This window comes from Pseudomonas sp. PF05, assembly GCF_056521845.1.
Genome location: NZ_JBWLPW010000002.1, coordinates 323243 through 344333 on the forward strand (window position 1 = coordinate 323243; position 21091 = coordinate 344333).

The window sequence follows — 21091 nt, forward strand, 5'->3', positions numbered from 1 at the left end:
TCAAAACACAAAGCGGCCCAGGAACAACTGGTCGATCCAGAACACCTGGTGCAACAGCACGATGAACCAGAACACGACCTGAAACGACACTTTGCGAGTCTTGTGGCGAAACAGCTGCTGGGCCAGCAAGGCGCCGGGCCAACCGCCGGCCAGCTCCACCGCATGCAGCACGTTCTCCGGGGTGCGCCAGGCGTCGGCGCGCGCCTTGCGCTTGTCGCTCCAGTACAGCAGGAACGCCACCACGCTGACGACGCCATAAGCCACCATCGGCACCCACGACACCGCCCGCAGCCCGAACAGCAGCGAACCGAACACCGGCAAGGCACAGAGCAGCACAAACGCCATCAGCTTGAGCCGCAGATGCTGCACGCGACCTTCAGCATTGCGTCCGGCGCGCTTGCGGTTGCCTGGTTCGTTCATGGCTTGGCAGCGGTCCAGTCCACCCAGCCGAACTGCCAGGTTGCCAGGATCAACAGGCCGAAGGCGATTCGATACCAGGCGAACACGGCGTAGCTGTGGCTGGCGATGAATCGCAGCAGGGCCTTGACCGCAATCATGGCGAAAATGAACGCCGTGACGAAGCCAATGGCGAACACCGGGAAATCCGCCGGGACAAACAACTCACGGTATTTGTAGCCCGAGTAGACAGCCGCACCGACCATGGTCGGCATCGCCAGGAAGAACGAAAACTCGGTCGCGGTTTTACGCGACAGCCCGAACAACAAGCCACCGATGATGGTCGCACCGGAACGGGACGTGCCTGGAATCATCGCAATGCATTGGGCCAGGCCGACCTTCAGCGCATCTTTCCAGGAAATCTCGTCCACGGTCATAGCGTGCACCTGGTGCTGGCGCTTCTCGGCCCAGAGCATCACCAGGCCGCCCACCACCAGCGCGGCGGCCACCGTAATCGGGTTGAACAGGTAGTGGTGGATCCAGTCGGCAAACAGCACACCCAAGACCACGGCGGGCATGAAGGCGATCAGCAGGTTGGCGGTAAAGCGGCGATCGCTGGGTTGCGTCGGCAGGCCCAGCACCACGTCGAATATCTTGCGGCGGAACTCCCAGACCACCGCCAGGATCGCGCCGAGCTGGATGATAATGTTGAACGCCATCGCACGTTCGCCACCAAACTCAAGCAAGTCGGCAACTATGATCTGGTGCCCCGTGCTGGAAATCGGCAGGAATTCCGTCAGGCCTTCCACTACGCCAAGAATCAGTGCCGAAAAGGCGGTCCACAAATCCATTCATCCCCCAAAAAAGACGCTGTTCATGCAGGTCTTATCAATATTCAAGTGTCATGCAGGTACCCCGCGGCGGGTGCACGATAACCGCGACCTTTCAAAAAAAACCAATGAAAAATGAGAACAGGCTCAGGTTTTGCGCTGCGGGGCCGAAATCCTATCAGACAAGCCCTGATAACGCTGCCGCGTTGTGACTCAAGTCAATTAGGGATAGCTGCCGGGCGCTACAGTGCCGGCCGTCGATATGACAAGAATAAAAAACCGGAGTGACAGCGTATGAATAGCTTGCGCAGTGTGTCGATCAGCCGACGCTTGTGGCTCATCCTCGTCGTGGCCATCGTGATGTTGTTCACGCTCGGCGCCTTGATGCTCAATCAGATCCACACCGACCTTTACCAAGCCAAGGTGCAGAAAACCCAGCACGTGGTACAGACCGCCAGCGGCGTGCTGAGCTACTACCATGGCCTGGAAACCGCTGGCACCCTGACCCGTGATGCCGCGCAAAAGCAGGCCCTCAGCGCCGTGCGTGGCCTGCGCTATAACCAGAGTGACTATTTCTGGATCAACGACCTGACGCCCGTGATGGTCATGCACCCGGCCAACCCGAAGCTTGAAGGCCAGAACCTCTCGGCCATCCGTGACCCGAACGGCTATGCGCTGTTCAACGAGATGGTTGCCATCGCCAAATCCAAGGGCGCAGGCATGATCAACTACCTCTGGCCGAAGCCGGGCGCCGAGGCCCCGGTGGGCAAGACCTCCTACGTCCAATTGTTCGAGCCTTGGGGCTGGATCATCGGCTCTGGCGTGTATGTGGATGACGTCGAGGCCGAGTTTCTGTCCCAGGTAATCAAGGCTTCGGTGGTCGGTCTGGTCATCACCCTGCTCATGGGCCTGCTGTTGACCCTGATCGTGCGCAGCATCGTCGGCCCCCTGCAGGAAACGGTGAACGCCATGGCCAACATCGCCAGTGGCGAAAGTGACCTGACCCGCACCCTCGACACCCACGGCCAGGACGAAGTCACGCAACTGGCTCGGCATTTCAACGCCTTTACCGCCAAGTTGCGGCACGTGGTGACCCAATTGCAAGCTTCGGCCAGTGCACTGGGGCAATCCTCCAGCGAATTGGGCAACGACGCAGCGCAGGCGCAGGAACGCAGCCAGCAGCAGTCGCAACAAATGGAGCTGGTGGCTACCGCGATCAATGAAGTGACCTATGGCGTGCAGGACGTGGCCAAGAATGCCGAGCACGCGGCCAGTGAGATGCGCGACGCCGAATCCCAGGCCCAGCAAGGCCAAGTCAACATCGATGGCAGCCTGCAGCAGATCGACCACCTGTCCCAGACCATCGACCAGGCGGTGGAAGTGATCCGCACGCTGGCGAGTGAAAGCACCCAGATTGGCAGCGTGCTGGAAGTGATTCGCTCCATTGCCGAACAGACCAACCTGCTGGCCCTCAACGCCGCGATCGAGGCCGCCCGCGCCGGCGAACAAGGCCGGGGCTTTGCGGTGGTCGCCGATGAAGTACGGCTGCTGGCCCAGCGTACACAGAAGTCCACTGCAGAGATCCAGGCGATGATCGAGCGCCTGCAAACCCATTCCGAAGCCGCCGTGAAAGTCATCGGCGACAGCAGCCGTGCTTCGCAACTGACCATTGAACAAGCCGGCCTGGCCGGTGCCAGCCTCAACGCCATCGGCCAGGCCCTGCGCAACCTCAACAGCCTGAACGCCTCCATCGCCAGTGCCACCCTGCAACAGGCCCATGTGGTGGAAGACATCAACCAGAACGTCACCCAGGCCGCCGGCCTGTCCCACAGCACCGCCATGGCCGCCGAGCAGTCCAGCCAGGCAAGCACCCGCCTCAAGGCATTGAGTGAACAGTTGAACGGGTTGCTCACGCAGTTCCGGGTCTAAGGATTGATGGACCCTTTGTGGGAGCGGGCTTGCTCCCTCCCACAAGGGATTCGCGGTGGACACCAAACCTGAGACCAACCCAAAACCAATGTGGAGCGAGCCGCTCGCGACAACAGCGGCCCATTCAACATTGGTATTGGAGCTGCCCACGCCATAGCGTTTACAATCGCCGCCCTCTTCTATTTCCCCAAGGAACCGCCATGTCCGGGCTTGAACTGTTTGCCGCAGCCCTCGGCGTAATCGCTGTCTGGTTGACCGTCAAGCAGAACCCCTGGTGCTGGCCGATCGGCCTGGTCATGGTGTTGCTGTACAGCTGGATTTTTTTCGAGGTGAAGTTGTACTCGGACATGCTGCTGCAAGTTGTCTACGCGGTGCTGCAACTCTACGGTTGGTGGCAATGGACCCGCGCCGGGCACAATCATGATGGACGCCAGGTCAGCCACCTCGGCGGCTCGTCAGTGCTGCTCGGCCTGGCCATTGGTGCGGCAGGCAGCCTGCTGTTGGGCGCCGCCATGGCCCACTGGACCGATGCCGCCCAGCCCTGGCTCGATGCCGCGCTCACCGGTTTCAGCCTCGTGGCCCAGTGGTGGATGGCGCAAAAACGCGTGCAATGCTGGCCGCTGTGGATTGCCCTGGACGTGATTTTCGTCGGCCTGTTCATCTACAAGGGCTTGCACCTGACCGCCGCACTCTATGCCCTGTTCACCCTGCTGGCCGTGCAAGGCTGGCGGCAATGGCGCGCCGACCCGGCCCTGCGCGCATGAAGGTGGTGGTGCTGACCGGCCCGGAATCGAGCGGCAAGAGTTGGCTGGCGGCGCAATTGCAGGAGCACTTTGGTGGCGTGCGGGTGGATGAATATGTGCGCCATTTCATGGAGCAGACCCAGCGCGACACCTGCCTGGCCGACATCACCGACATCGCCGCCGGCCAACTGGCCTGGGAAGATGAAGCACGGGCCCGCCGGCCCGCGCTGTTGATCCTCGACACTCACCTGCTGAGCAACATCCTCTGGAGCCAGACCCTGTTCGGCGACTGCCCGGACTGGCTCGAGCCGGCCCTGCTGGCCCGCCATTATGACCTGCACCTGCTGCTGAGCCCCGAGCAGGTCGAATGGACCGGCGACGGTTTGCGTTGCCAGCCCGAACTGGCAGAACGGCTGGCGTTTTTTGAAGCGATCGAGGCTTGGCTCAGTCACCATCGACAACCCTTCCAGATTATTGAAGGTGATTGGGTACAACGCCAACAACAGGTGTTCACAGCCATTTGCCGCCTGCTTGATGCCGGACCACAAGGATGATCTGTTTCATTCTTGAAACAACGCAGTCACTCCAGAGCCGGATCCAACGCCGCTTCACCAAATTGCCATCAAGACTGTCAAGCTTCTGAAACACCTGCCCAAAAGCCTGGATCCAGAGCCCTGGAACAGTATGTGACCGATTGGTCACCCTCCCCCTTGTCTCAACGCTGAAACAGATTCGTCCCACGGCACGCCACCCACAAATACAACTCGTTGAATTAAAAGGATTTTAGAAACTCGGCACGACACCTGCTCTGCCCCTCTTCGCACGCTGGACCAGGGCCAGCCCACCGAAGAAGGAATTGATGCCGTGGGGACTTTCGAGAGAAGTTTGACCTGTCTGCTGTTGATCGGCTGCGCCGCCAGCGCAACGCTCAGTCTGCCAGTGCAGGCTGAGGGCAACGGCGTCATTGTGCTCAACCGTGACGTGCAGCCCATCGCAATTGGTCGCAACGGTGGCAAAGACCCCTACCCGACCACCGTCAATGCCAACCCCTCCGAACGAATCAACCAGGCGACCGCCAGCACCGAACTGAGCGATGGCGAATTCGCCGCCGTGGCCAGCGGCTCGTCGATCCGCAACACCATCAATCCCAATACCAGTGTGCAAGGCCTGAACGTCGTGACCAACCCCAACGGTATGCCAGGCATGAGTGCCGGTCACGGTGGCGGTAGCGGCGGCGCGATCTCCGGCACCATCAACCGCTCGTTGAGTTCTGGCCTGGCTCCGCTGGGTCGGCTGGCGGGAGGCCAGTGAGATGAAGCCAGCCTTGTTTCTTCTCGCCCTGTTCATGCTTTCCCTGCTCAGCTCTTTCAACGTATTTGCCGATTCGGGTGTTGCAGCGGTCAGCAGCGCCAACCTGCAGGATTCCGGCAGCCATTACACCGGCAACTTCAACGTCAACCAGGCGGCCGGCGACCAGACCCAGCAAACCAACGCGCGGGCCATCGCCATCGGCAGCCACGCCCAGGCCAGCACGAGCGTGCAGCAACGCGTCGACACGCCGGCCAACCCCTCCATGAATGCCACCGCTCGAATCGGCGGCCACTCCTTTACCAATGGCAACGGTGTGCTGGGCGTCAACCAGTCCGCCGGGGCCAACAACCAGATGGCCAATGTCATGCGGGTGGGCATCAGTGCCCATCCGCAGAGCATTGACGACAGCGCCCTGTCTCAACAGAACGTGGCGTTGCTACCGAACTCAGGAGCAACTGGCGCCCCAACCGGCAGTCGCCAGGTCGTTACCAGCGACCAGGCCTTCACCGGCAGCCGAGGGGTAATCCAGGTGAACCAGAGCGCCGGGGTGGGAAACCGTATGGCTAACACCCTGAGCATCCGGGTTGCTGATTGACCCGTAGGCTACATAAGAAAGTACTGACACTTAACCAACGACACGCAAGGAGAAACACCATGAAACCTACAATGGCACTCAAACCATTGGTTTTCGCTCTCGCCGCTGTCATGGCAATGGCTGCACAAGCTCAAGGAAACGGCAACGGGTACGGCAATGATCATGGCCACCATGGTCCCAAAGGCCCAACATGGGAAGAACAGCTTTCCATCAACGCCAGCGCGATGGCTACCGTGATGGATGAGCAGAACAGCGACGGCAACGAGGTGCTCAACCAGGGCACTAAGAACACCGCCGAAGCTACCGATTCCCTCAATGGCAGCAACGGTAACATGGGGGCGAACATCGCCGCTGGCGACGGTAACCAACAAGACAACGCCGCAGCGCTGGCTACCGCTGACGAAAGCTTCATCTTCGGCTCGGCTGTCGCCGCCTCAAGTGCCACGCAAACCAATACCAACAACTATGTAAAAAACAACTCGACCCACAACAACGCCTCGCTCACCAACGCGGGCAACAATGGCTCCGGCAACATCGGCATCAACGTGACCGCCGGGAACTTCAACCAACAGAAAAACAACCTGGCCATCGCAGTGTCGGGTGGCCGTGTCGCACAGGCCTCTGCCGAGGCCAATCAGTCCTCCACTGGCCTGGTGGTCGACAACAAAGGCGTGCGGACCTACAAGACCGACACCCTCACCAGCACCTCAAGCGCGTCCGGCACATTCAAGGCCAAAGGCACCGGCACCGTCGAAGACGACGGCGGCTGGGGCAACAAAGGCGGTTACGGCGGCGGTCACGATGACGACAAGTTCAAGTTCTCCGCTGTGGGAACCTTTGAACTGGCCGGCAGCAACACCCAGCAGGTGCTGACCCGCGACGGTTGGAAAAACCCTGTGATCAACAACGCCACCATGACCAACTCCATGAACGGCTTCTCCGGTAACGGCGGCGCCAACGTGTCGGCAGGCGTGGGCAACCAGCAGAGCAACTCGCTGTCCATCGCGGCCGGCTGCAAGGCTTGCATGTAAAAAAGTCCCCCTGTGGGGGTAGTAGCTCTGTAGGAGCATCGCTTGCACGCGATTGAGGTCGTCACATACGGCCCCTCTGCTGGCTTTAAAACCGCTATCGCGAGCAAGCTTTGCTCCCACAGGCTCGTTTCCACAGGGAGCTTTTCCTGGATGCCCACTAGGCGGATTGATCATGCGTGTCACTGCCGTTTCCCTGCTGCTCTGCCTGGCCTGCACGGCCGAGGCCGCGCAGATACCGGTCGCTGCCCTACCTGGCGGCATGCTGGTCTACAAACCGGTGCAAAGCATACGCGAGCGCAAATTCAGCGACATCGTCGAACAGAAAACCGATTTCAGTTGCGGCGCCGCCGCGCTGGCCACGGTGTTGCGCCAGGCTTATTGGCTTGACGTCGATGAAGAGCACGTCATCAAAGGCATGCTGGTCAATGCTGACCAGGACCTGGTTCGCACCCAGGGTTTTTCCATGCTGGACATGAAGCGCTACGTGGAAGCCATCGGCATGCGCGCCCGAGGCTACCGGATACCGCCAGAGAAACTCGAAGCGGTGACGATCCCGGTGGTGGTCCTGATGGAAATACGTGGCTACAAACACTTCGTGGTGTTGCAGCGGGCCGACAAGCAATGGGTCTACATCGGCGACCCGGTGCTGGGCCACAAGCGCTACGCCCATGATGATTTCGTCAAAGGCTGGAACGGCATCGTCTTCGCGATCGTCGGCCCGGGCTACGACAAGACCAATGCACTACGCAGTCCTCCTCAACCCCTGACAGCCCGTAACAAGCTGGACGGTTTCAACCCGGTCAGGGATGCGGAACTGATGGATTTCGGCTTCATACAGAGCGACTTCTTTTAATCGCCGACTTAACTGCCAACATAAGTATCAGAGGAGCAGGATGCTCCGGGAGCAGCACATGAAAACCTCACACTGGCTGTCGCTGGCCTGCCTGCTCGCGACCGCCTCGGGCTATGCCCATGCCGGCTTCAAACCCATCGAAGTCAAGGACCAGGAGCTTGCCGAGCTGCGCGGTCGTTATGTCATGCCCGGCAGAGTCATCAGCTTCGGCATCGTCATGAGCAGTACCTGGCGCAACGCCAGCGGCGACTTGATCGGCGCCACCAGCACCATGCAGATCCAGGCTGCCACCGTCAAACCCCAGTTTTATGTCTCCACCATCAAGCAGACCGGCAATGGCAGCGCCCCGCAACAGGGCAGCGGCAACATTACCGGTGGCGCCGGCCTTGGCACGAGCCAGGGGGTGACCCAGAGCGTACGCGCCGCCGGCGACGGCAACACGGCCTACAACAACGTCAACATCAACGTAAAAGAGAGCAGCCAGGCGCCGGCGCTCATGCCTTCCCAAGGCCAGTTGCTGACCAAGGGCCAAACCATCAGCGGCAGCAATTCCGCCGGCAGCGTCGCGGTCACCGCCACCGGCAGCGGCGTGCAGATGGCGATCCAGGCCAACCACAACCAGGGCAGCACCCTGCAACAAGTGGCCCAGGGCGGCTTGCTGCAAAACACCCGCCTGCTGGGCAACAGCAACCTGGTCAACAACATGACGCAGCTCAACGTGGTGCTGAACAGTAACGGCCCCAGTGCCGGCGCGTTGGACTGCAACCTGACCCAACTGCGCGGCCTGCGTAACCTCGGTTATTGAACTACGCTGATTTGCGACCATTGGGTAAATAGGGGCGGCATATTTCATGTATCGATCCGTATCGTTGCGCGCTGTGATGTGTTTAAGCACGTTGTTCCCGGCGACCGTGTTGCAAGCGGCCCCGGATGCGGACATCGAGGCCCTGAAACAGGAACTTCTCGAGCTCAAGCAAAGATACGAGGTCCAGCAGAAGGCCTTGGCGGTGCTTGAACAGAGAGTTCGTCAGGTGGAGGATCAACCCGCCGCTCCACCGCCCAAGCGCCTGGCCAAATCCCCGGCCGACATGAAAGGCAACCAGACCGTGGCCGGCGGCGGTGCGGCAACGGCTGGCGGCAGCGGTTACGGGCAGTCCCTGGCCGATGATTCCCAGCCGGCCCAGAGCGTCTCCAACCTCTATGACGAGGCCAGCGGCTTCTTCGGCGGCGGCAAATTCAGTTTCGAGACCGGCGTGACGTATTCGCGCTACGACACGCGACAACTGATCCTCAACGGTTTCCTGGCCCTGGACTCGATTTTCCTGGGCAACATCAACCTCGACCGGATCAAGGCCGACACCTGGACGCTGGACCTCACCGGTCGCTATAACTTTGACAACCGCTGGCAGTTCGACCTCAACGTCCCGGTGATCTACCGCGAATCCACCTATCAGTCAGGCGGCGCGAACAACGGCGCAGCCGGTGTCACCAGCGAAGAAACCGTGACCCAGGACCCCACCATCGGTGACGTCAACTTCGGCATCGCCTACAAGTTCATGGATGAGTCGATCAACGCCCCGGACGCGGTGGCTACCCTGCGGATCAAGGCCCCCACCGGCAAGGACCCGTTCGGCATCAAGCTGCGCCAATCCCAGGCCAACACCAACCTGTTCGTGCCAGAGGACCTGCCTACCGGCAACGGCGTGTGGTCGATCACGCCCGGGCTTTCGCTGGTCAAGACCTTCGACCCGGCCGTGCTGTTCGGCAGCCTTTCCTACACCCATAACTTCGAAGAATCGTTCGACGACATCAGTTCCACGGTCAACCAGAAGGTCCCGGGCAAGGTGCGAATCGGTGACAGCTTCCAGATCGGCGCGGGCATCGCCTTTGCCTTGAACGAGAAGATGAGCATGTCATTCTCGGTCTCTGACCTGATCCAAAAGAAAAGCAAGCTCAAACAGGACGGCGGCGATTGGGAATCGGTGACGTCCAGCGACGCCAACGCCGGCTACTTCAACATCGGCATGACCGTCGCCGCGTCCGACAACCTGACCATCGTGCCCAACCTGTCCATCGGGCTGACCGACGATGCGCCGGATTTCACCTTTAGCCTGAAGTTTCCGTACTACTTCTGATGCCCTCTGGGGTATGTGAAAGACACATATCCAAGGACACTGCACACCCCCCCGTGGGAGCGAGCTTGCTCGCGATAGGGCCCTTTCAATCAGCATGGATGTGAAGGAAAGACCGTCATCGCGAGCAAGCTCGCTCCCACAAGGGTGTTTGTGCCGGCTTGAGTCAGCGGATCTGATGCTTGTGCAGCAGACGATAGAACGTCGGCCGGGACACGCCCAGCACCCTGGCGGCCACGCTCAGGTTGTCGCTGTGACGGTTGAGCACATCGCTCAGGGCCTGGCGCTCGGCGCGGGTCTTGTAGTCCTCCAGCGTACCCATCGGCGCCACGACGCCATGGTAGCTGGCCAGGCCCAGGTCCCTGGCTTCGATTTGGCGCCCTTCGGCCAATACCAAACCGCGACGGACGCGGTTGGCCAGCTCCCGCACATTGCCAGGCCATTTATGCATACCCATCGCCACCAAGGCATCCTCACTGAAGCTACGGGGACGGCGGCCGGTTTCCTGGCTGTAGAAATGGGAGAAGTGGTTGGCCAGCATCGCCAGGTCACCATGGCGTTCGCGCAGCGGCGCCATCACCACCTGCAACACGTTCAAGCGGTAATACAGGTCCTCGCGAAACCGCTTGTGCTCGATGGCCGCCTCAAGGTCCACATGGGTGGCGGCCAAGACCCGCACATCAACCGCAATCGGCTGGCTGCCACCGACCCGCTCAATGTGTTTCTCTTGCAGGAAACGCAGCAGATTGGCTTGTAGCTCCAACGGCAGGTCGCCGATTTCATCGAGAAACAGCGTGCCACCGTGGGCCGCCTCGATGCGCCCGACCTTGCGTTGGTGGGCCCCGGTGAACGCGCCTTTCTCATGCCCGAACAATTCGGACTGGATCAGGTGCTCCGGGATGGCGCCGCAGTTGATGGCGATGAACGGCTTATTACGACGGTGAGACTGATAATGCAGGGTGCGCGCCACCAATTCCTTGCCGGTACCGCTCTCACCCCGAATCAATACCGGCGACTCGGCGGGCGCCAGCTTGCTCAACAATTTGCGCAGTTCGCGAATCGGCTTGCTGTCGCCCAGCAGTTCATGTTCTGGCTGGTCAATATGGATCGAACCCTGACCCCGCAGGCGCGCCATGCCAAACGCCCGGCCCAGTGTCACCTGGACCCTGGACACGTCGAACGGCAAGGTATGGAAGTCGAAAAACCATTCGCAGACAAAATCACCAACGTTTTGCAGGCGCAACACTTCCTGGTTGAGCACGGCGATCCATTCGGTGCCACTACGGCTGATCAACTCCTTGACCGCTTCCGGGCGCTCCAGGTGAAAAGGCTGCAGCCGCAAAAGGCCGACGTCACACGTCCTATCGCTGGCGTGTTCGAGGGAGCAACTGTCCACATCCCAGCCGATGGTGCGCAGACCTGGCAATAAGCGATGACAATCATCGCAGGGATCAACCACGAGCAGACGACGTGACGCACTGGCTTCGATCATGACTGATCCTTGGCGCCAAAATAAGGAAATATGAGTAGAAACAGGCGTTTGGCAAACCTGCATGTAACAGTAGCAAGAAGTTGACGCACCCTTGTATCAATTGATTATCGAGAGTGCATCAAACTGGTTATAAGCAAGCACCCCGTTAGTTATTGCAGGTTTGTTTCTTTCAGGCAGCTTTCAAACAAAAGCCAAAAAGCCTGGTCTGAAAGAAAATCGAAATTTATTTAAATAATGTGTGACCCGCCTGCAGGTTCGGGACATCAGTACAAGTAACCAGCCGCACGGTACGCCCAACCGACGGCACATCATTTGTTTGGGCACACTTAAGAGAAAACGCCATGAACGCCCCGCTCCGTATCAACGAAGCTCTTTTGATTGCCGACCGCGCATTCCGTCCTTTCCAATGCGTGGCCTGGGCTCCACAAGACGGTAACGGTGAACTTAGCCTGACCGTCATCGACCGCACCAATGCACATATTGGCCGCACCAAGATTCCAAGCAGTGCCTATACCGACCCGATCAAACTGGCCGACCTGTTGAAACAGGCCCGTGCCGAACTGAGCCAGGAAGGCTACACATTGCAATCGTGGTCGATGCCTGAATAACCACTGGTAAAGCCTGTTATCGATTGCAGGCTTGGCTCTGGGTTGTAAAGCCATCGTTATGGCACGAATCGCTGCTGTTTCTGTAGAACATGACAGTTGTGCATTGTCACATTCAGGGATTGAATGTTGCCCTCATGCAGTCGTCGCCCTTTCGGGCCGCTCGACACGCAAGGAGAGGCAGGCATGCTCGATCAGTTCGCATTTGTGCCCCCCAGGGCCATGGCCCACGCCGGGCAACTTGACCCAGGCTTTGCCGCCAACGGCAAAGCCTGGGTTCATTTCGAAGACAGCACCTCGAGCCTCACCACCGGGTTGACCCTCGATCACGCCGGACGAATCCTGGTGGCAGCCAGAATCGAGACGGCCCACGGCAGCCGGTTTGGGCTGGCGCGACTCAATCATGACGGTTTGGCCGACCCGGGCTTCGGCACTCGCGGCTGCGTGATCGGCGCGTTCGAACACGGTTTCGAAGCGACGGCGAGCAAGGTGATCGTGTTGCCCGACGGGCATATCCTGCTGTCCGGCCTGCATTACGAAAGCAACGACCACACCCTTCCCGCCCTGGCGCTGTTCGACCAGCAGGGCCGCGCCGTTCAAGGCTTCGGCAATGCCGGTCGGCACATCATCAGGCTTTGCGGCAATCTCTCCCAAGGCCTGCGCGACCCCTGGCTGCCGCCCGGCGTGCCGGGGCTCGAGGCTTGCGACATGCAAGTGCAGGCCGATGGCCGGATCCTTGTGCTCGCCAACCACCACTATCAATTGTCCGACCATGTCGGCGTACTGATCCGGCTCTTGCCGGACGGGGCATTGGATACCTCGTTCAACGGTCGTGGTTTCGTAATGGTCCGGCGCTTGTTGAAAAACACCTGGCTCGGCTGCCTGGTGCTCCAGGCTGACGGCCATATTGTCGTCGGCGGCGCCATCGACTTGCCCCAGCATGGCTTGATTGCCCGTTACGACAGCAGCGGCCAACTCGATGACAGCTTCGGCGAAAACGGCTTCCTGTCCATCCTGGCGCAGGGTCACAGCGTGATGGTCAGCCAGGTCGTTCAGGATGCGAACGGTGATCTGCAGGTGTTCGGCAGCAGCCGTGATCCAATGCATAGCCTGTCGCTGAAAGTTCGCCCCGACGGCAAGCCGGACCGTCATTGCAACCAGGGCCAGTGCCGGCTCATGACAATTGGGCACAACGCCAGCCAGTGGACCGCCGCCCAGCTTCAATCCGACGGAAAACTGGTGACCGCCGGCGCCACCATCGGCGGTATCGAGGCCGATTTCGTACTTGCCCGACATTTGCCAGATGCCAGCCTCGACCCGGATTTCGGCCAGGGCAAAGGCTGGGTTCGCACTCGACTCGGCTACAGCCTGGACACCGCCACCACCCTGGCTATGCAGGCTGATGGAAGAATCCTGGTGGGCGGTTATTCGCTCCAGGGGCATTATCGAGCGGTAGTTTCGCGGTATTGGGGCTGAGTCGGATTGTCATGGGCGAACGGTATTTATTCTTACGCTTGATATTCCTCATTTCTTACGGCAAGTTGCGCGCTTCTAATTAAAAGGAGCGGCCGATGTCCGGTTCAATGGCTCAAGCGTTCGCGCACAACTTTCTTGGGCACTCACCTCGCTGGTACAAGGCGTGCATCATCACCTTCCTGATCCTCAATGCCGTGGTGTTATGGACCCTGGGCCCGGTCATTACCGGCTGGATGCTGGTGTTGGAGTTCATCTTCACCCTTGCCATGGCCCTTAAATGCTACCCGCTGATGCCGGGTGGGCTGCTGGTGATCGAGGCGCTTGCGCTGGGTTTGACCACGCCCAAGATGCTCTACGATGAACTGCTTCACAACTTTCCGGTGATCCTGCTGCTGATGTTCATGGTGGCGGGGATCTATTTCATGAAGGATCTGCTGCTGTTCCTGTTCTCGCGCCTGCTTTTGGGGGTGCGCTCCAAGGCGATGCTGTCCTTGATGTTCTGCTTTCTCTCGGCGTTCCTGTCCGCGTTCCTTGACGCATTGACCGTCACCGCGGTGATCATCAGCGCCGCGGTGGGCTTCTATGCGGTGTATCACCGCGTGGCTTCGGGCAACGATCCGCGCAAGGACAGCAATGTCGATGAAGACCACGATCTGCCGTCGCGTCATCATGAAGATCTCAATCAGTTTCGTGCCTTTCTACGCAGCCTGCTCATGCATGGCGCCGTAGGCACGGCGCTGGGCGGTGTATGCACCCTGGTTGGCGAACCGCAGAACCTGTTGATTGGCCATGAGTTGGACTGGCACTTTGTAGAGTTCTTTTTGAAGGTCGCGCCCGTTTCGGTGCCCGTACTGATAGCCGGGCTGCTGACCTGCCTGGCGCTGGAAAAGCTGCGCTGGTTTGGTTACGGCACGCTGTTGCCAGAAAGTGTACGCACCATCCTGGCCGACTATGCCGAGCAGGACAACCGCGAACGCACCGCACGGCAACGAGCGGCGTTGATCGTCCAGGGTATCGCCGCGCTGATTCTGATCGTGAGCCTGGCGCTGCACCTTGCCGAAGTCGGCCTGATTGGCCTGATGGTCATCGTGTTGATTACCGCCTTCACTGGGATCACTGACGAGCACCGGCTCGGCAACGCATTCAAGGAGGCCTTGCCCTTCACCGCTCTGCTGGTGGTGTTCTTCGCAGTGGTGGCGGTCATTCACGACCAGCATCTGTTCACGCCGCTGATCCAATGGGTCCTGGCCCTGCCCGCCGATCAACAGCCCGGCATGCTGTTCATTGCCAACGGCCTGCTGTCGGCCATCAGCGACAACGTATTCGTGGCAACCGTCTACATTACCGAGGTGAAGCAGGCCTTCGTCTCCGGCCAAATGAGTCGTGAGCATTTGGAGACCCTGGCGGTGGCCATCAACACCGGCACCAACCTGCCGAGCGTCGCCACACCCAACGGCCAGGCTGCGTTCCTGTTCCTGCTGACCTCGGCAATCGCCCCGCTGATTCGCCTGTCCTATGGCCGGATGGTCTGGATGGCTGTGCCCTACACCGCAGTGATGGGTGGCTTGGGCTGGTACGCAGTGACTTACTGGCTGTAAGCAAGTTCCTAGTAGGAAACCTTGCTCCCGCTGGCCTGCAGGAGCCGCGCAGGAGCTGTGTAGGAGCTGTGTAGGAGCTGTCGAGTGCAACGAGGCTGCGATCTTTCCCCAGACGCTTGAATCCCAAGCGAAAGATCAAAAGATCAAAAGATCGCAGCCTCCGCCAGCTCCTACAGGCCAGCGGGAGCATGTCCCTCGCCACAAAGGCCAGGACATCCTACCGCGGCAAGATGTAGCGCTCGATCGCCAGCGCTGCACCGTCATCAATAACGGCAGCGGTAATGACATCCGCTTGACGCCGGATCGCTTCCTCCGCCTGCCCCATCGCAATGGACAATCCCGCGCGGTGGAACATCGCCGGATCGTTGCCTCCGTCGCCCATGGCCGCCGTCTGTTCCAGCGGCACATCGAGGAAGGCTGCCAGGGTCGACAGCGCTTCTCCTTTGTTCGCCTTCATGGCCGTCACATCCAGGTAGATCGGTTGCGAACGCGACACTTGGGCCTGGCCCTTGAGCAGCGGATGCAACCGCGCCTCCAGCTCCACCAGCAAGTCCGTGTTGGCACTGGTGGCGACGATCTTATCGATCCGCTCCAGGTAAGGCTCGAAGCTTCCTACCTCTACGGGTGGGTAGCCCAAGCCACGCGTCTCCACCGGCACCATCGGACCGTTGGCGTCGCGCACCAGCCAGTCGCCATCGGCAAATACCCAGACTTCGATGCCGGGCTGATCGGCATACAGGGCCAGCGTCGCCAATGCCGCTTCGGGTGGCAGGTAATGGACCGCCAGAAAGCTGCCGTCAGGATGAACCAGCGTGCCGCCATTGAATGCCGCCGTGGGCAGGTCGACGCCCAGGGCCTCGATCTGCTGCAACATGGCCCGCGGCGGGCGCCCGGTGGCGAGACTGAACAACACACCGGCCTCACGCAATGAGCGAACCGCTTCAATGGTGCGCTGGTTCAGGCTGTGGTCGGGCAACAGCAATGTGCCGTCCATGTCGCTGAGCAGGAAACGGATGGGATGCTTCATCAGATCACTCATCCGAGGTCGTGCCAGACGCGACTGTCGCGGCCAAGCAAGTCATCGGCGGCTGCCGGGCCATCTTCGCCGGCCTTGTAGGGCTGGACCGCTGCGTCCTGCTGCCAGGCATCGAGGAACGGTTGCACGGCGCGCCAGCCGTTTTCGATATTGTCGGCACGCTGGAACAGCGTCTGGTCGCCGGTCAGGCAATCGTAGATCAGGGTTTCGTAACCTGTGGAGGGCTGCATTACGAAGAAATCCTTATAGGCGAAGCCCAACTCGATATTGGCCATGTCGAGTGCCGGCCCCGGCCGCTTGGCCAGCAGGTCGAACCACATGCCTTCATTGGGCTGAATCTGGATTCTCAAGTGCGTAGGTTGCAATTCGTCGACGTCGGTGTCGCGAAACTGCGCGTAAGGTGCTGGCTTGAAGCAGATGACGATCTCCGTGTCCCGCACGCTCATGCGTTTGCCAGTGCGCAGGTAAAACGGCACGCCGACCCAACGCCAGTTGTCGATCATGACCTTGAGGGCAACGTAGGTCTCGGTGCTGCTGTCGGGCGCCACGTTGGCCTCCTGGCGATAACCGCTTACCGCCTTGCCACCGACTTCACCGGCCGTGTACTGGCCTCGGACCGAGTTGGCCCGGGCCTGCTCTACCGACCAGGGCCGGATCGCCCCGACGACCTTGGCCTTTTCCCCGCGCACGGCGTCGGCGCCAAACGCCGCTGGCGGCTCCATGGCCACCATCGCCAGCAGTTGGAAAAGATGATTGGGCACCATGTCCCGCAGGGCACCGGTGTGTTCATAAAAACTGCCACGGGTTTCCACACCGACGGTTTCGGCGGCGGTGATTTGTACGTGGTCGATGTAGTGGTTGTTCCAGAACGCCTCGAACAGGCTGTTGGAGAAACGGCTGACCAGAATGTTCTGCACCGTTTCCTTGCCCAGGTAATGGTCGATGCGATAGATCTGTTTCTCGCTCATGACCTTGAGCAGGCAGGCGTTCAACGCTTCGGCGGTGTGCAGGTCGGAGCCGAACGGTTTTTCGATCACCACCCGCCGGAAGGCCCCCTCCTGCTCCTGAAGCAGCCCGGCCGCACCGAGGCGGCTGACCACTTCACTGAAAAAGCGCGGCGCGGTCGCCAGGTAGAACACCGCGTTGCCAGTGCCGCTGGCAGCGATTTTCGCCGCCAGCGCCTGGTAGGTGCCCTCATCGAGGAAATCACCTTGGACGTAGCTGATGCCACGAGCCAGCTTGGCCCACAGCGCTGGGTCGAGCGCCCGGTCGGCATCGCCTCCCTTGCTCGCCGCTTCGTTACGGATGAAGTCCTCGAGTTTCTTGGCAAAATCCACATCGCTGATGGCGTTGTGGTCAACCCCGATGATGCGCAGCCCATCACCCAGCAGACCGTCACGACTGAGGTGGTAAAGCGCCGGCATCAGCAGACGCTTGACCAGATCGCCATGGGCGCCGAACAGAAACAACGTGGTCGGCGGCGCGGGTTCTGCCTTGGATTTGCTGCTGATCGAGGTCATTTTTTCGGCGTCTCCACGTGGCCGCCAAAGCCGAAGCGCATGGCTGAGAGCATTTTGTCACCGTACGTGCTTTGCTGACGCGAGCGGAAACGGGCAAACAACGAACTGGACAGCACTGGAACCGGCACCGCTTGTTCGATGGCAGCCTCGATGGTCCAGCGCCCTTCACCGCTGTCGGCGACTTCGCCGGAAAAACCGTCCAGTTTCGGATCGCTGGCCAGCGCGTCGGCGGTCAAGTCCAGCAACCAGGACGACACCACACTGCCGCGACGCCAGACTTCGGCGATATCCGCCACGTTCAGGTCGAAGCGCTGCTCCGGTGGCAGGCTTTCGCTGGATTTGGTCTTGAGGATGTCAAAGCCCTCGGCGAAGGCTTGCATCATTCCGTATTCGATGCCGTTGTGGATCATCTTCACGAAATGCCCCGAACCGGCCGGGCCCGCGTGGATGTAGCCACGTTCGGCGCGGTCATCGTCGGATTTACGGTCACGGGTGCGCGGGATGTCGCCCATGCCAGGGGCCAGGCTGTCGAACAATGGGTCCAGGCGTTTCACCACGTCGGCATCACCGCCAATCATCATGCAGTAACCGCGCTCCAGGCCCCAAACGCCACCGGAGGTGCCGACGTCGATGTAGCTCAGGCCTTTTTCCGACAGGGCCTGGGCCCGACGGATGTCGTCCTTGTAGTACGTGTTACCGCCGTCAATGATCACATCGCCCGGCTCAAGCAGTTCGCTCAGGTCGTTGATGGTGTCTTCGGTAGGGGCGCCGGCCGGCAGCATGACCCAGACCGCCCGTGGTTTCTCCAGGCCCGCGACCAGCGCAGGCAGGTCCGCGACGCCCGTCGCGCCTTCCTGGCGCAGGTTTTCGACAAAAGCGGCATTGCGGTCATAGACGACAGTGGTGTGCCCATTGAGCATCAGGCGCCGCGCAATATTGCCGCCCATGCGGCCCAGTCCAATGATCCCGAGTTGCATGTGCTGATGCTCCCTACTACAAATAAAGGTGTGTCAAAGGTTTAGCTCAAAGTGACTTGTGGAGGTTAGTCCAGAGCATTGCTGCATAGTTTCCGGGTAAATCGCCCGATCACAAAGGATAACGTTCAAAAACCGGCCGAAGACACGATGACCATGAAAAATAAAAAAGTTCCATTCACGAGCAAAAGTATTCAGAATCGGCGCCGATAAAGAGGTGTCGACCAAAAAACTGGCGACATCTCTCTAGTTGATGTACGCCATTTGCGAGGTGAGCAATGGACCCTGTCGTTACCGCACGTCCTCCCCAAACCCTTTATGTGACCATTCGTCGCGATGAATTGCGCCTGCTCAAGGAAGAACGCGATCTGCTGCTCGATGAAGTGACGCAATTGCGCATGCAGTTGCAACACGCACAACTGCCCTACCAGAGCCAGTCCCTGGCTCGGTAACCGCCCCAGAGGGTAGGAGCTGGCGAAGCCTGCGATCTTTTGATCTTGATCTTGATCTTGATCTTTCGCTTGAGATTCAAGTGTCTGGGGAAAGATCGCAGCCTCGTTGCACTCGACAGCTCCTACATAGCTCCTGCATAGCTCCTGCAGGCGAAGACCCGCGGAAGCAAGCTCCCTGGCCACAGGATGGGAGCCTCTTCGCCTGTGTTGCTAACGGCTTATTCCCTTTCCTGCGATTTGTATCCGAAAAACTCACAAACTTTTCACAACCGGCTCGCGATACTCCCCGCCTTTAAGGTGCTCGGCGTATGCCTGCGGTCACCAATCCGGTGCCGACAGCTTCGTCGACAAGGTCTGGAGCGCTTGATGAGCTTGTTCAAACGCAGCAAAACGACTGCGAAAGGTTTCGATTGGGCCGGGTTCGGCTGGCTGTTTCTGTTCTTCTGGTACTTCTCGGGCATCACCCAACTGCTCATTTTGTTGAGTAACACCTCCGGCTTCACCGGCTTTCGCCAAGCGTTCGTGATGAGCGCAATATGGCTGGCGCCCCTGCTGCTCTTCCCCGCCCGCACGCGTTTGCTCGCCGCCTTGATCGGCGTGGTGCTGTGGGCCTGTTCCATGGCCAGCCTGGGCTACTTCTTCATTTACCAGCAGGAATTTTCCCAGAGCGTCATCTTCATCATGTTCGAATCGAACGTGTCTGAAGCCGGCGAGTACCTGACACAATATTTTGCCTGGTGGATGGTGGCGGCGTTCCTGGCCCACACCGCCGTCGGTTATTGGCTCTGGACCCGCCTGCGTCCGGTGTACCTGCCCCGGGGCCAGGCCATGGTCGCAGCAGTCGCCATTGTCTTGGCGGTGGTCGGTTATCCGCTGATCAAGCAGACCCAGCGTACCGGCAGCTTTGCCGGTGGCCTGGAAAAATTCGAGGATCGCATCGAGCCTGCGGTGCCGTGGCAGATGCTGGTGGCCTATCGTCGCTACGGTGAACAACTGGAGAACATGCAAGGCATGCTCCACAGCGCCAGCAAGATCGCGCCGTTGCGCAACCTCAAGGATGCCATGGCCAACGAGCCGGCAACCCTGGTGCTGGTGATCGGCGAATCCACCAACCGCCAGCGCATGAGCCTCTACGGTTACCCAAGGGAAACCACGCCGGAGCTGGACAAGCTCAAGAGCCAGCTGTCGGTGTTCGACAACGTCATCACCCCGCGCCCCTACACCATCGAAGCGTTGCAGCAGGTGCTGACGTTCGCCGACGAACAGAACCCGGAGCTCTACCTGAGCACCCCGTCGCTGGTGAGCATGATGAAGCAGGCCGGCTACAAGACCTTCTGGATCACCAACCAGCAGACCATGACCAAACGCAACACTATGCTTACGACCTTTTCCCAACAGGCCGACGAGCCGGTGTACCTGAACAACAACCGCAACCAGAATGCCGCGCAGTACGATGGCGACGTGATCGAGCCATTCAACAAGGCCCTGGCCGACAGCGCCCCGCGCAAGCTGATCGTGGTGCATCTGCTCGGCACCCACATGAGCTATCAGTACCGGTATCCGCCGACCTTCAACAAGTTCACCGACCGCCAGGGCGTACCGGCGGGCGTTCGAGACGATCAGGTCCCGACCTACAACAGCTACGATAACGCGGTGCTGTACAACGACTTCGTCGTGTCCAGCCTGATCAAGGACTACGCCAAGACCGACCCCAACGGTTTCCTGCTGTACCTGTCGGACCATGGTGAAGACGTGTTCGACTCTGCGGGCCACAGCACCCTGGGCCGTAACGAAGGCAAGCCGACCGCGCCGATGTACACCATCCCCTTCATGGCCTGGGCCTCGCCCAAGTGGCGCGAAAGCCATGACTGGAACTTTGCCGGCGACCTGTCACGGCCCTACAGCAGCTCGCACCTGATTCACACCTGGGCGGACATGGCTGGCTTGAGTTTTGATGAGCTGGACCACAGCAAGAGCCTGGTCAGCGCGGACTTCAAGGCTCGCCCGCTGTTGATCGGCGATCCTTATCAAACCCCACGCAAGGCCCTGATCGACTTCAGCCTGATGCAACCCAAGGCACCGGTGGCGACAGTCGTGCAGAAATAACTGAAACCCATC

Annotated in this window: 20 protein-coding genes; 14 read left to right on the forward strand and 6 right to left on the reverse strand. The window is 60.0% G+C overall.

The window, feature by feature from the left end; genetic code table 11:
• Entirely contained in the window at nucleotides 1-420 is a 420-nt protein-coding gene (locus AC09SL_RS06435) for a DUF1294 domain-containing protein (protein WP_058544392.1), read from the reverse strand.
• The gene (locus AC09SL_RS06440; protein ID WP_058544393.1) at nucleotides 417-1247 is read right to left on the reverse strand and encodes an undecaprenyl-diphosphate phosphatase; all 831 of its coding nucleotides are present in this window, start codon (nucleotides 1245-1247) and stop codon (nucleotides 417-419) included. Before AC09SL_RS06440 ends, AC09SL_RS06435 begins: the two co-directional genes overlap by 4 nt.
• Before the next feature lie 273 nt (nucleotides 1248-1520).
• On the opposite strand from AC09SL_RS06440, the gene AC09SL_RS06445 reads away from it, so the two are divergent.
• The 9 genes from AC09SL_RS06445 to AC09SL_RS06485 all read left to right on the forward strand — a co-directional run bounded on the left by AC09SL_RS06445 (nucleotide 1521) and on the right by AC09SL_RS06485 (nucleotide 9823).
• Entirely contained in the window at nucleotides 1521-3155 is a 1635-nt protein-coding gene (locus AC09SL_RS06445; protein WP_058544394.1) for a methyl-accepting chemotaxis protein, read from the forward strand.
• A gap of 200 nt (nucleotides 3156-3355) precedes the next feature.
• Nucleotides 3356-3919 carry a nicotinamide riboside transporter PnuC gene (pnuC, locus tag AC09SL_RS06450; RefSeq protein WP_058544395.1) on the forward strand — a complete coding sequence of 188 codons (564 nt, stop codon included), beginning with the start codon at nucleotides 3356-3358 and terminating at the stop codon, nucleotides 3917-3919.
• Nucleotides 3916-4452 (forward strand): AAA family ATPase, encoded by a 537-nt coding sequence (locus AC09SL_RS06455; RefSeq protein WP_058544454.1) that lies wholly within the window; start codon nucleotides 3916-3918, stop codon nucleotides 4450-4452. The genes pnuC and AC09SL_RS06455 overlap by 4 nt, the downstream gene beginning before the upstream one ends.
• 310 nt (nucleotides 4453-4762) lie before the next feature.
• Entirely contained in the window at nucleotides 4763-5209 is a 447-nt protein-coding gene (locus AC09SL_RS06460; protein WP_058544396.1) for a hypothetical protein, read from the forward strand.
• A gap of 1 nt (nucleotide 5210) precedes the next feature.
• Entirely contained in the window at nucleotides 5211-5804 is a 594-nt protein-coding gene (locus AC09SL_RS06465) for a hypothetical protein (RefSeq protein ID WP_058544397.1), read from the forward strand.
• Nucleotides 5805-5863: 59 nt separating this feature from the next.
• Complete coding sequence (locus AC09SL_RS06470) at nucleotides 5864-6835, forward strand: hypothetical protein (protein ID WP_058544398.1); 972 nt, start codon at nucleotides 5864-5866, stop codon at nucleotides 6833-6835.
• Nucleotides 6836-7007: 172 nt separating this feature from the next.
• On the forward strand, nucleotides 7008-7688 hold the full coding sequence (locus AC09SL_RS06475; protein WP_058544399.1) for a C39 family peptidase: 681 nt from the start codon (nucleotides 7008-7010) through the stop codon (nucleotides 7686-7688).
• 58 nt (nucleotides 7689-7746) lie between these two features.
• Nucleotides 7747-8493, forward strand: coding sequence for a hypothetical protein (locus AC09SL_RS06480; RefSeq protein WP_058544400.1), 747 nt, complete (start codon nucleotides 7747-7749; stop codon nucleotides 8491-8493).
• A gap of 46 nt (nucleotides 8494-8539) precedes the next feature.
• Entirely contained in the window at nucleotides 8540-9823 is a 1284-nt protein-coding gene (locus AC09SL_RS06485) for a transporter (RefSeq protein WP_058544401.1), read from the forward strand.
• A gap of 163 nt (nucleotides 9824-9986) precedes the next feature.
• Here the strand turns inward: AC09SL_RS06485 and AC09SL_RS06490 are convergent, their stop codons facing one another.
• Nucleotides 9987-11312 carry a sigma-54 dependent transcriptional regulator gene (locus AC09SL_RS06490; RefSeq protein ID WP_058544402.1) on the reverse strand — a complete coding sequence of 442 codons (1326 nt, stop codon included), beginning with the start codon at nucleotides 11310-11312 and terminating at the stop codon, nucleotides 9987-9989.
• A 341-nt stretch (nucleotides 11313-11653) separates the two neighbouring features.
• Between AC09SL_RS06490 and AC09SL_RS06495 the strand changes: the two genes are divergently transcribed.
• The 3 genes from AC09SL_RS06495 to nhaB all read left to right on the forward strand — a co-directional run bounded on the left by AC09SL_RS06495 (nucleotide 11654) and on the right by nhaB (nucleotide 14991).
• Entirely contained in the window at nucleotides 11654-11920 is a 267-nt protein-coding gene (locus tag AC09SL_RS06495; RefSeq protein ID WP_058544403.1) for a hypothetical protein, read from the forward strand.
• Nucleotides 11921-12103: 183 nt separating this feature from the next.
• Nucleotides 12104-13393: a hypothetical protein gene (locus tag AC09SL_RS06500; RefSeq protein WP_058544404.1), complete on the forward strand. Its 1290-nt coding sequence runs from the start codon at nucleotides 12104-12106 to the stop codon at nucleotides 13391-13393.
• Between the two features lie 95 nt (nucleotides 13394-13488).
• Nucleotides 13489-14991 carry a sodium/proton antiporter NhaB gene (nhaB, locus tag AC09SL_RS06505; protein ID WP_058544405.1) on the forward strand — a complete coding sequence of 501 codons (1503 nt, stop codon included), beginning with the start codon at nucleotides 13489-13491 and terminating at the stop codon, nucleotides 14989-14991.
• A 217-nt stretch (nucleotides 14992-15208) separates the two neighbouring features.
• On the opposite strand, the gene AC09SL_RS06510 is transcribed toward nhaB, so the two are convergent.
• From AC09SL_RS06510 to gnd, 3 genes are read right to left on the reverse strand one after another with little or no spacing between them, the layout of a single operon-like run.
• Nucleotides 15209-16030, reverse strand: a complete 822-nt coding sequence (locus AC09SL_RS06510) for an HAD family hydrolase (RefSeq protein ID WP_058544406.1) — start codon at nucleotides 16028-16030, stop codon at nucleotides 15209-15211.
• On the reverse strand, nucleotides 16027-17547 hold the full coding sequence (gene zwf / locus AC09SL_RS06515) for a glucose-6-phosphate dehydrogenase (protein WP_058544407.1): 1521 nt from the start codon (nucleotides 17545-17547) through the stop codon (nucleotides 16027-16029). Before zwf ends, AC09SL_RS06510 begins: the two co-directional genes overlap by 4 nt.
• Complete coding sequence (gene gnd / locus AC09SL_RS06520) at nucleotides 17544-18548, reverse strand: phosphogluconate dehydrogenase (NAD(+)-dependent, decarboxylating) (RefSeq protein ID WP_226921166.1); 1005 nt, start codon at nucleotides 18546-18548, stop codon at nucleotides 17544-17546. Before gnd ends, zwf begins: the two co-directional genes overlap by 4 nt.
• 251 nt (nucleotides 18549-18799) lie before the next feature.
• Between gnd and AC09SL_RS06525 the strand changes: the two genes are divergently transcribed.
• Complete coding sequence (locus AC09SL_RS06525) at nucleotides 18800-18973, forward strand: DUF6026 family protein (protein ID WP_165826028.1); 174 nt, start codon at nucleotides 18800-18802, stop codon at nucleotides 18971-18973.
• Between the two features lie 366 nt (nucleotides 18974-19339).
• Entirely contained in the window at nucleotides 19340-21079 is a 1740-nt protein-coding gene (locus tag AC09SL_RS06530; protein WP_058544409.1) for a phosphoethanolamine transferase CptA, read from the forward strand.
• The last annotated feature ends 12 nt before the right edge of the window (nucleotides 21080-21091 follow it).

Coding starts and splice junctions, on each gene's coding strand:
- AC09SL_RS06435 (WP_058544392.1), bottom strand. CDS start 420: ATGAACGAACCAGGCAACCGCAAGCGCGCCGGACGCAATGCTGAAGGT.
- pnuC (WP_058544395.1), top strand. CDS start 3,356: ATGTCCGGGCTTGAACTGTTTGCCGCAGCCCTCGGCGTAATCGCTGTC.
- AC09SL_RS06480 (WP_058544400.1), top strand. CDS start 7,747: ATGAAAACCTCACACTGGCTGTCGCTGGCCTGCCTGCTCGCGACCGCC.
- AC09SL_RS06495 (WP_058544403.1), top strand. CDS start 11,654: ATGAACGCCCCGCTCCGTATCAACGAAGCTCTTTTGATTGCCGACCGC.
- AC09SL_RS06500 (WP_058544404.1), top strand. CDS start 12,104: ATGCTCGATCAGTTCGCATTTGTGCCCCCCAGGGCCATGGCCCACGCC.
- AC09SL_RS06525 (WP_165826028.1), top strand. CDS start 18,800: ATGGACCCTGTCGTTACCGCACGTCCTCCCCAAACCCTTTATGTGACC.
- AC09SL_RS06440 (WP_058544393.1), bottom strand. CDS start 1,247: ATGGATTTGTGGACCGCCTTTTCGGCACTGATTCTTGGCGTAGTGGAA.
- AC09SL_RS06465 (WP_058544397.1), top strand. CDS start 5,211: ATGAAGCCAGCCTTGTTTCTTCTCGCCCTGTTCATGCTTTCCCTGCTC.
- AC09SL_RS06485 (WP_058544401.1), top strand. CDS start 8,540: ATGTATCGATCCGTATCGTTGCGCGCTGTGATGTGTTTAAGCACGTTG.
- zwf (WP_058544407.1), bottom strand. CDS start 17,547: ATGACCTCGATCAGCAGCAAATCCAAGGCAGAACCCGCGCCGCCGACC.
- AC09SL_RS06445 (WP_058544394.1), top strand. CDS start 1,521: ATGAATAGCTTGCGCAGTGTGTCGATCAGCCGACGCTTGTGGCTCATC.
- AC09SL_RS06490 (WP_058544402.1), bottom strand. CDS start 11,312: ATGATCGAAGCCAGTGCGTCACGTCGTCTGCTCGTGGTTGATCCCTGC.
- AC09SL_RS06475 (WP_058544399.1), top strand. CDS start 7,008: ATGCGTGTCACTGCCGTTTCCCTGCTGCTCTGCCTGGCCTGCACGGCC.
- AC09SL_RS06455 (WP_058544454.1), top strand. CDS start 3,916: ATGAAGGTGGTGGTGCTGACCGGCCCGGAATCGAGCGGCAAGAGTTGG.
- nhaB (WP_058544405.1), top strand. CDS start 13,489: ATGTCCGGTTCAATGGCTCAAGCGTTCGCGCACAACTTTCTTGGGCAC.
- AC09SL_RS06510 (WP_058544406.1), bottom strand. CDS start 16,030: ATGAGTGATCTGATGAAGCATCCCATCCGTTTCCTGCTCAGCGACATG.
- AC09SL_RS06470 (WP_058544398.1), top strand. CDS start 5,864: ATGAAACCTACAATGGCACTCAAACCATTGGTTTTCGCTCTCGCCGCT.
- AC09SL_RS06530 (WP_058544409.1), top strand. CDS start 19,340: ATGAGCTTGTTCAAACGCAGCAAAACGACTGCGAAAGGTTTCGATTGG.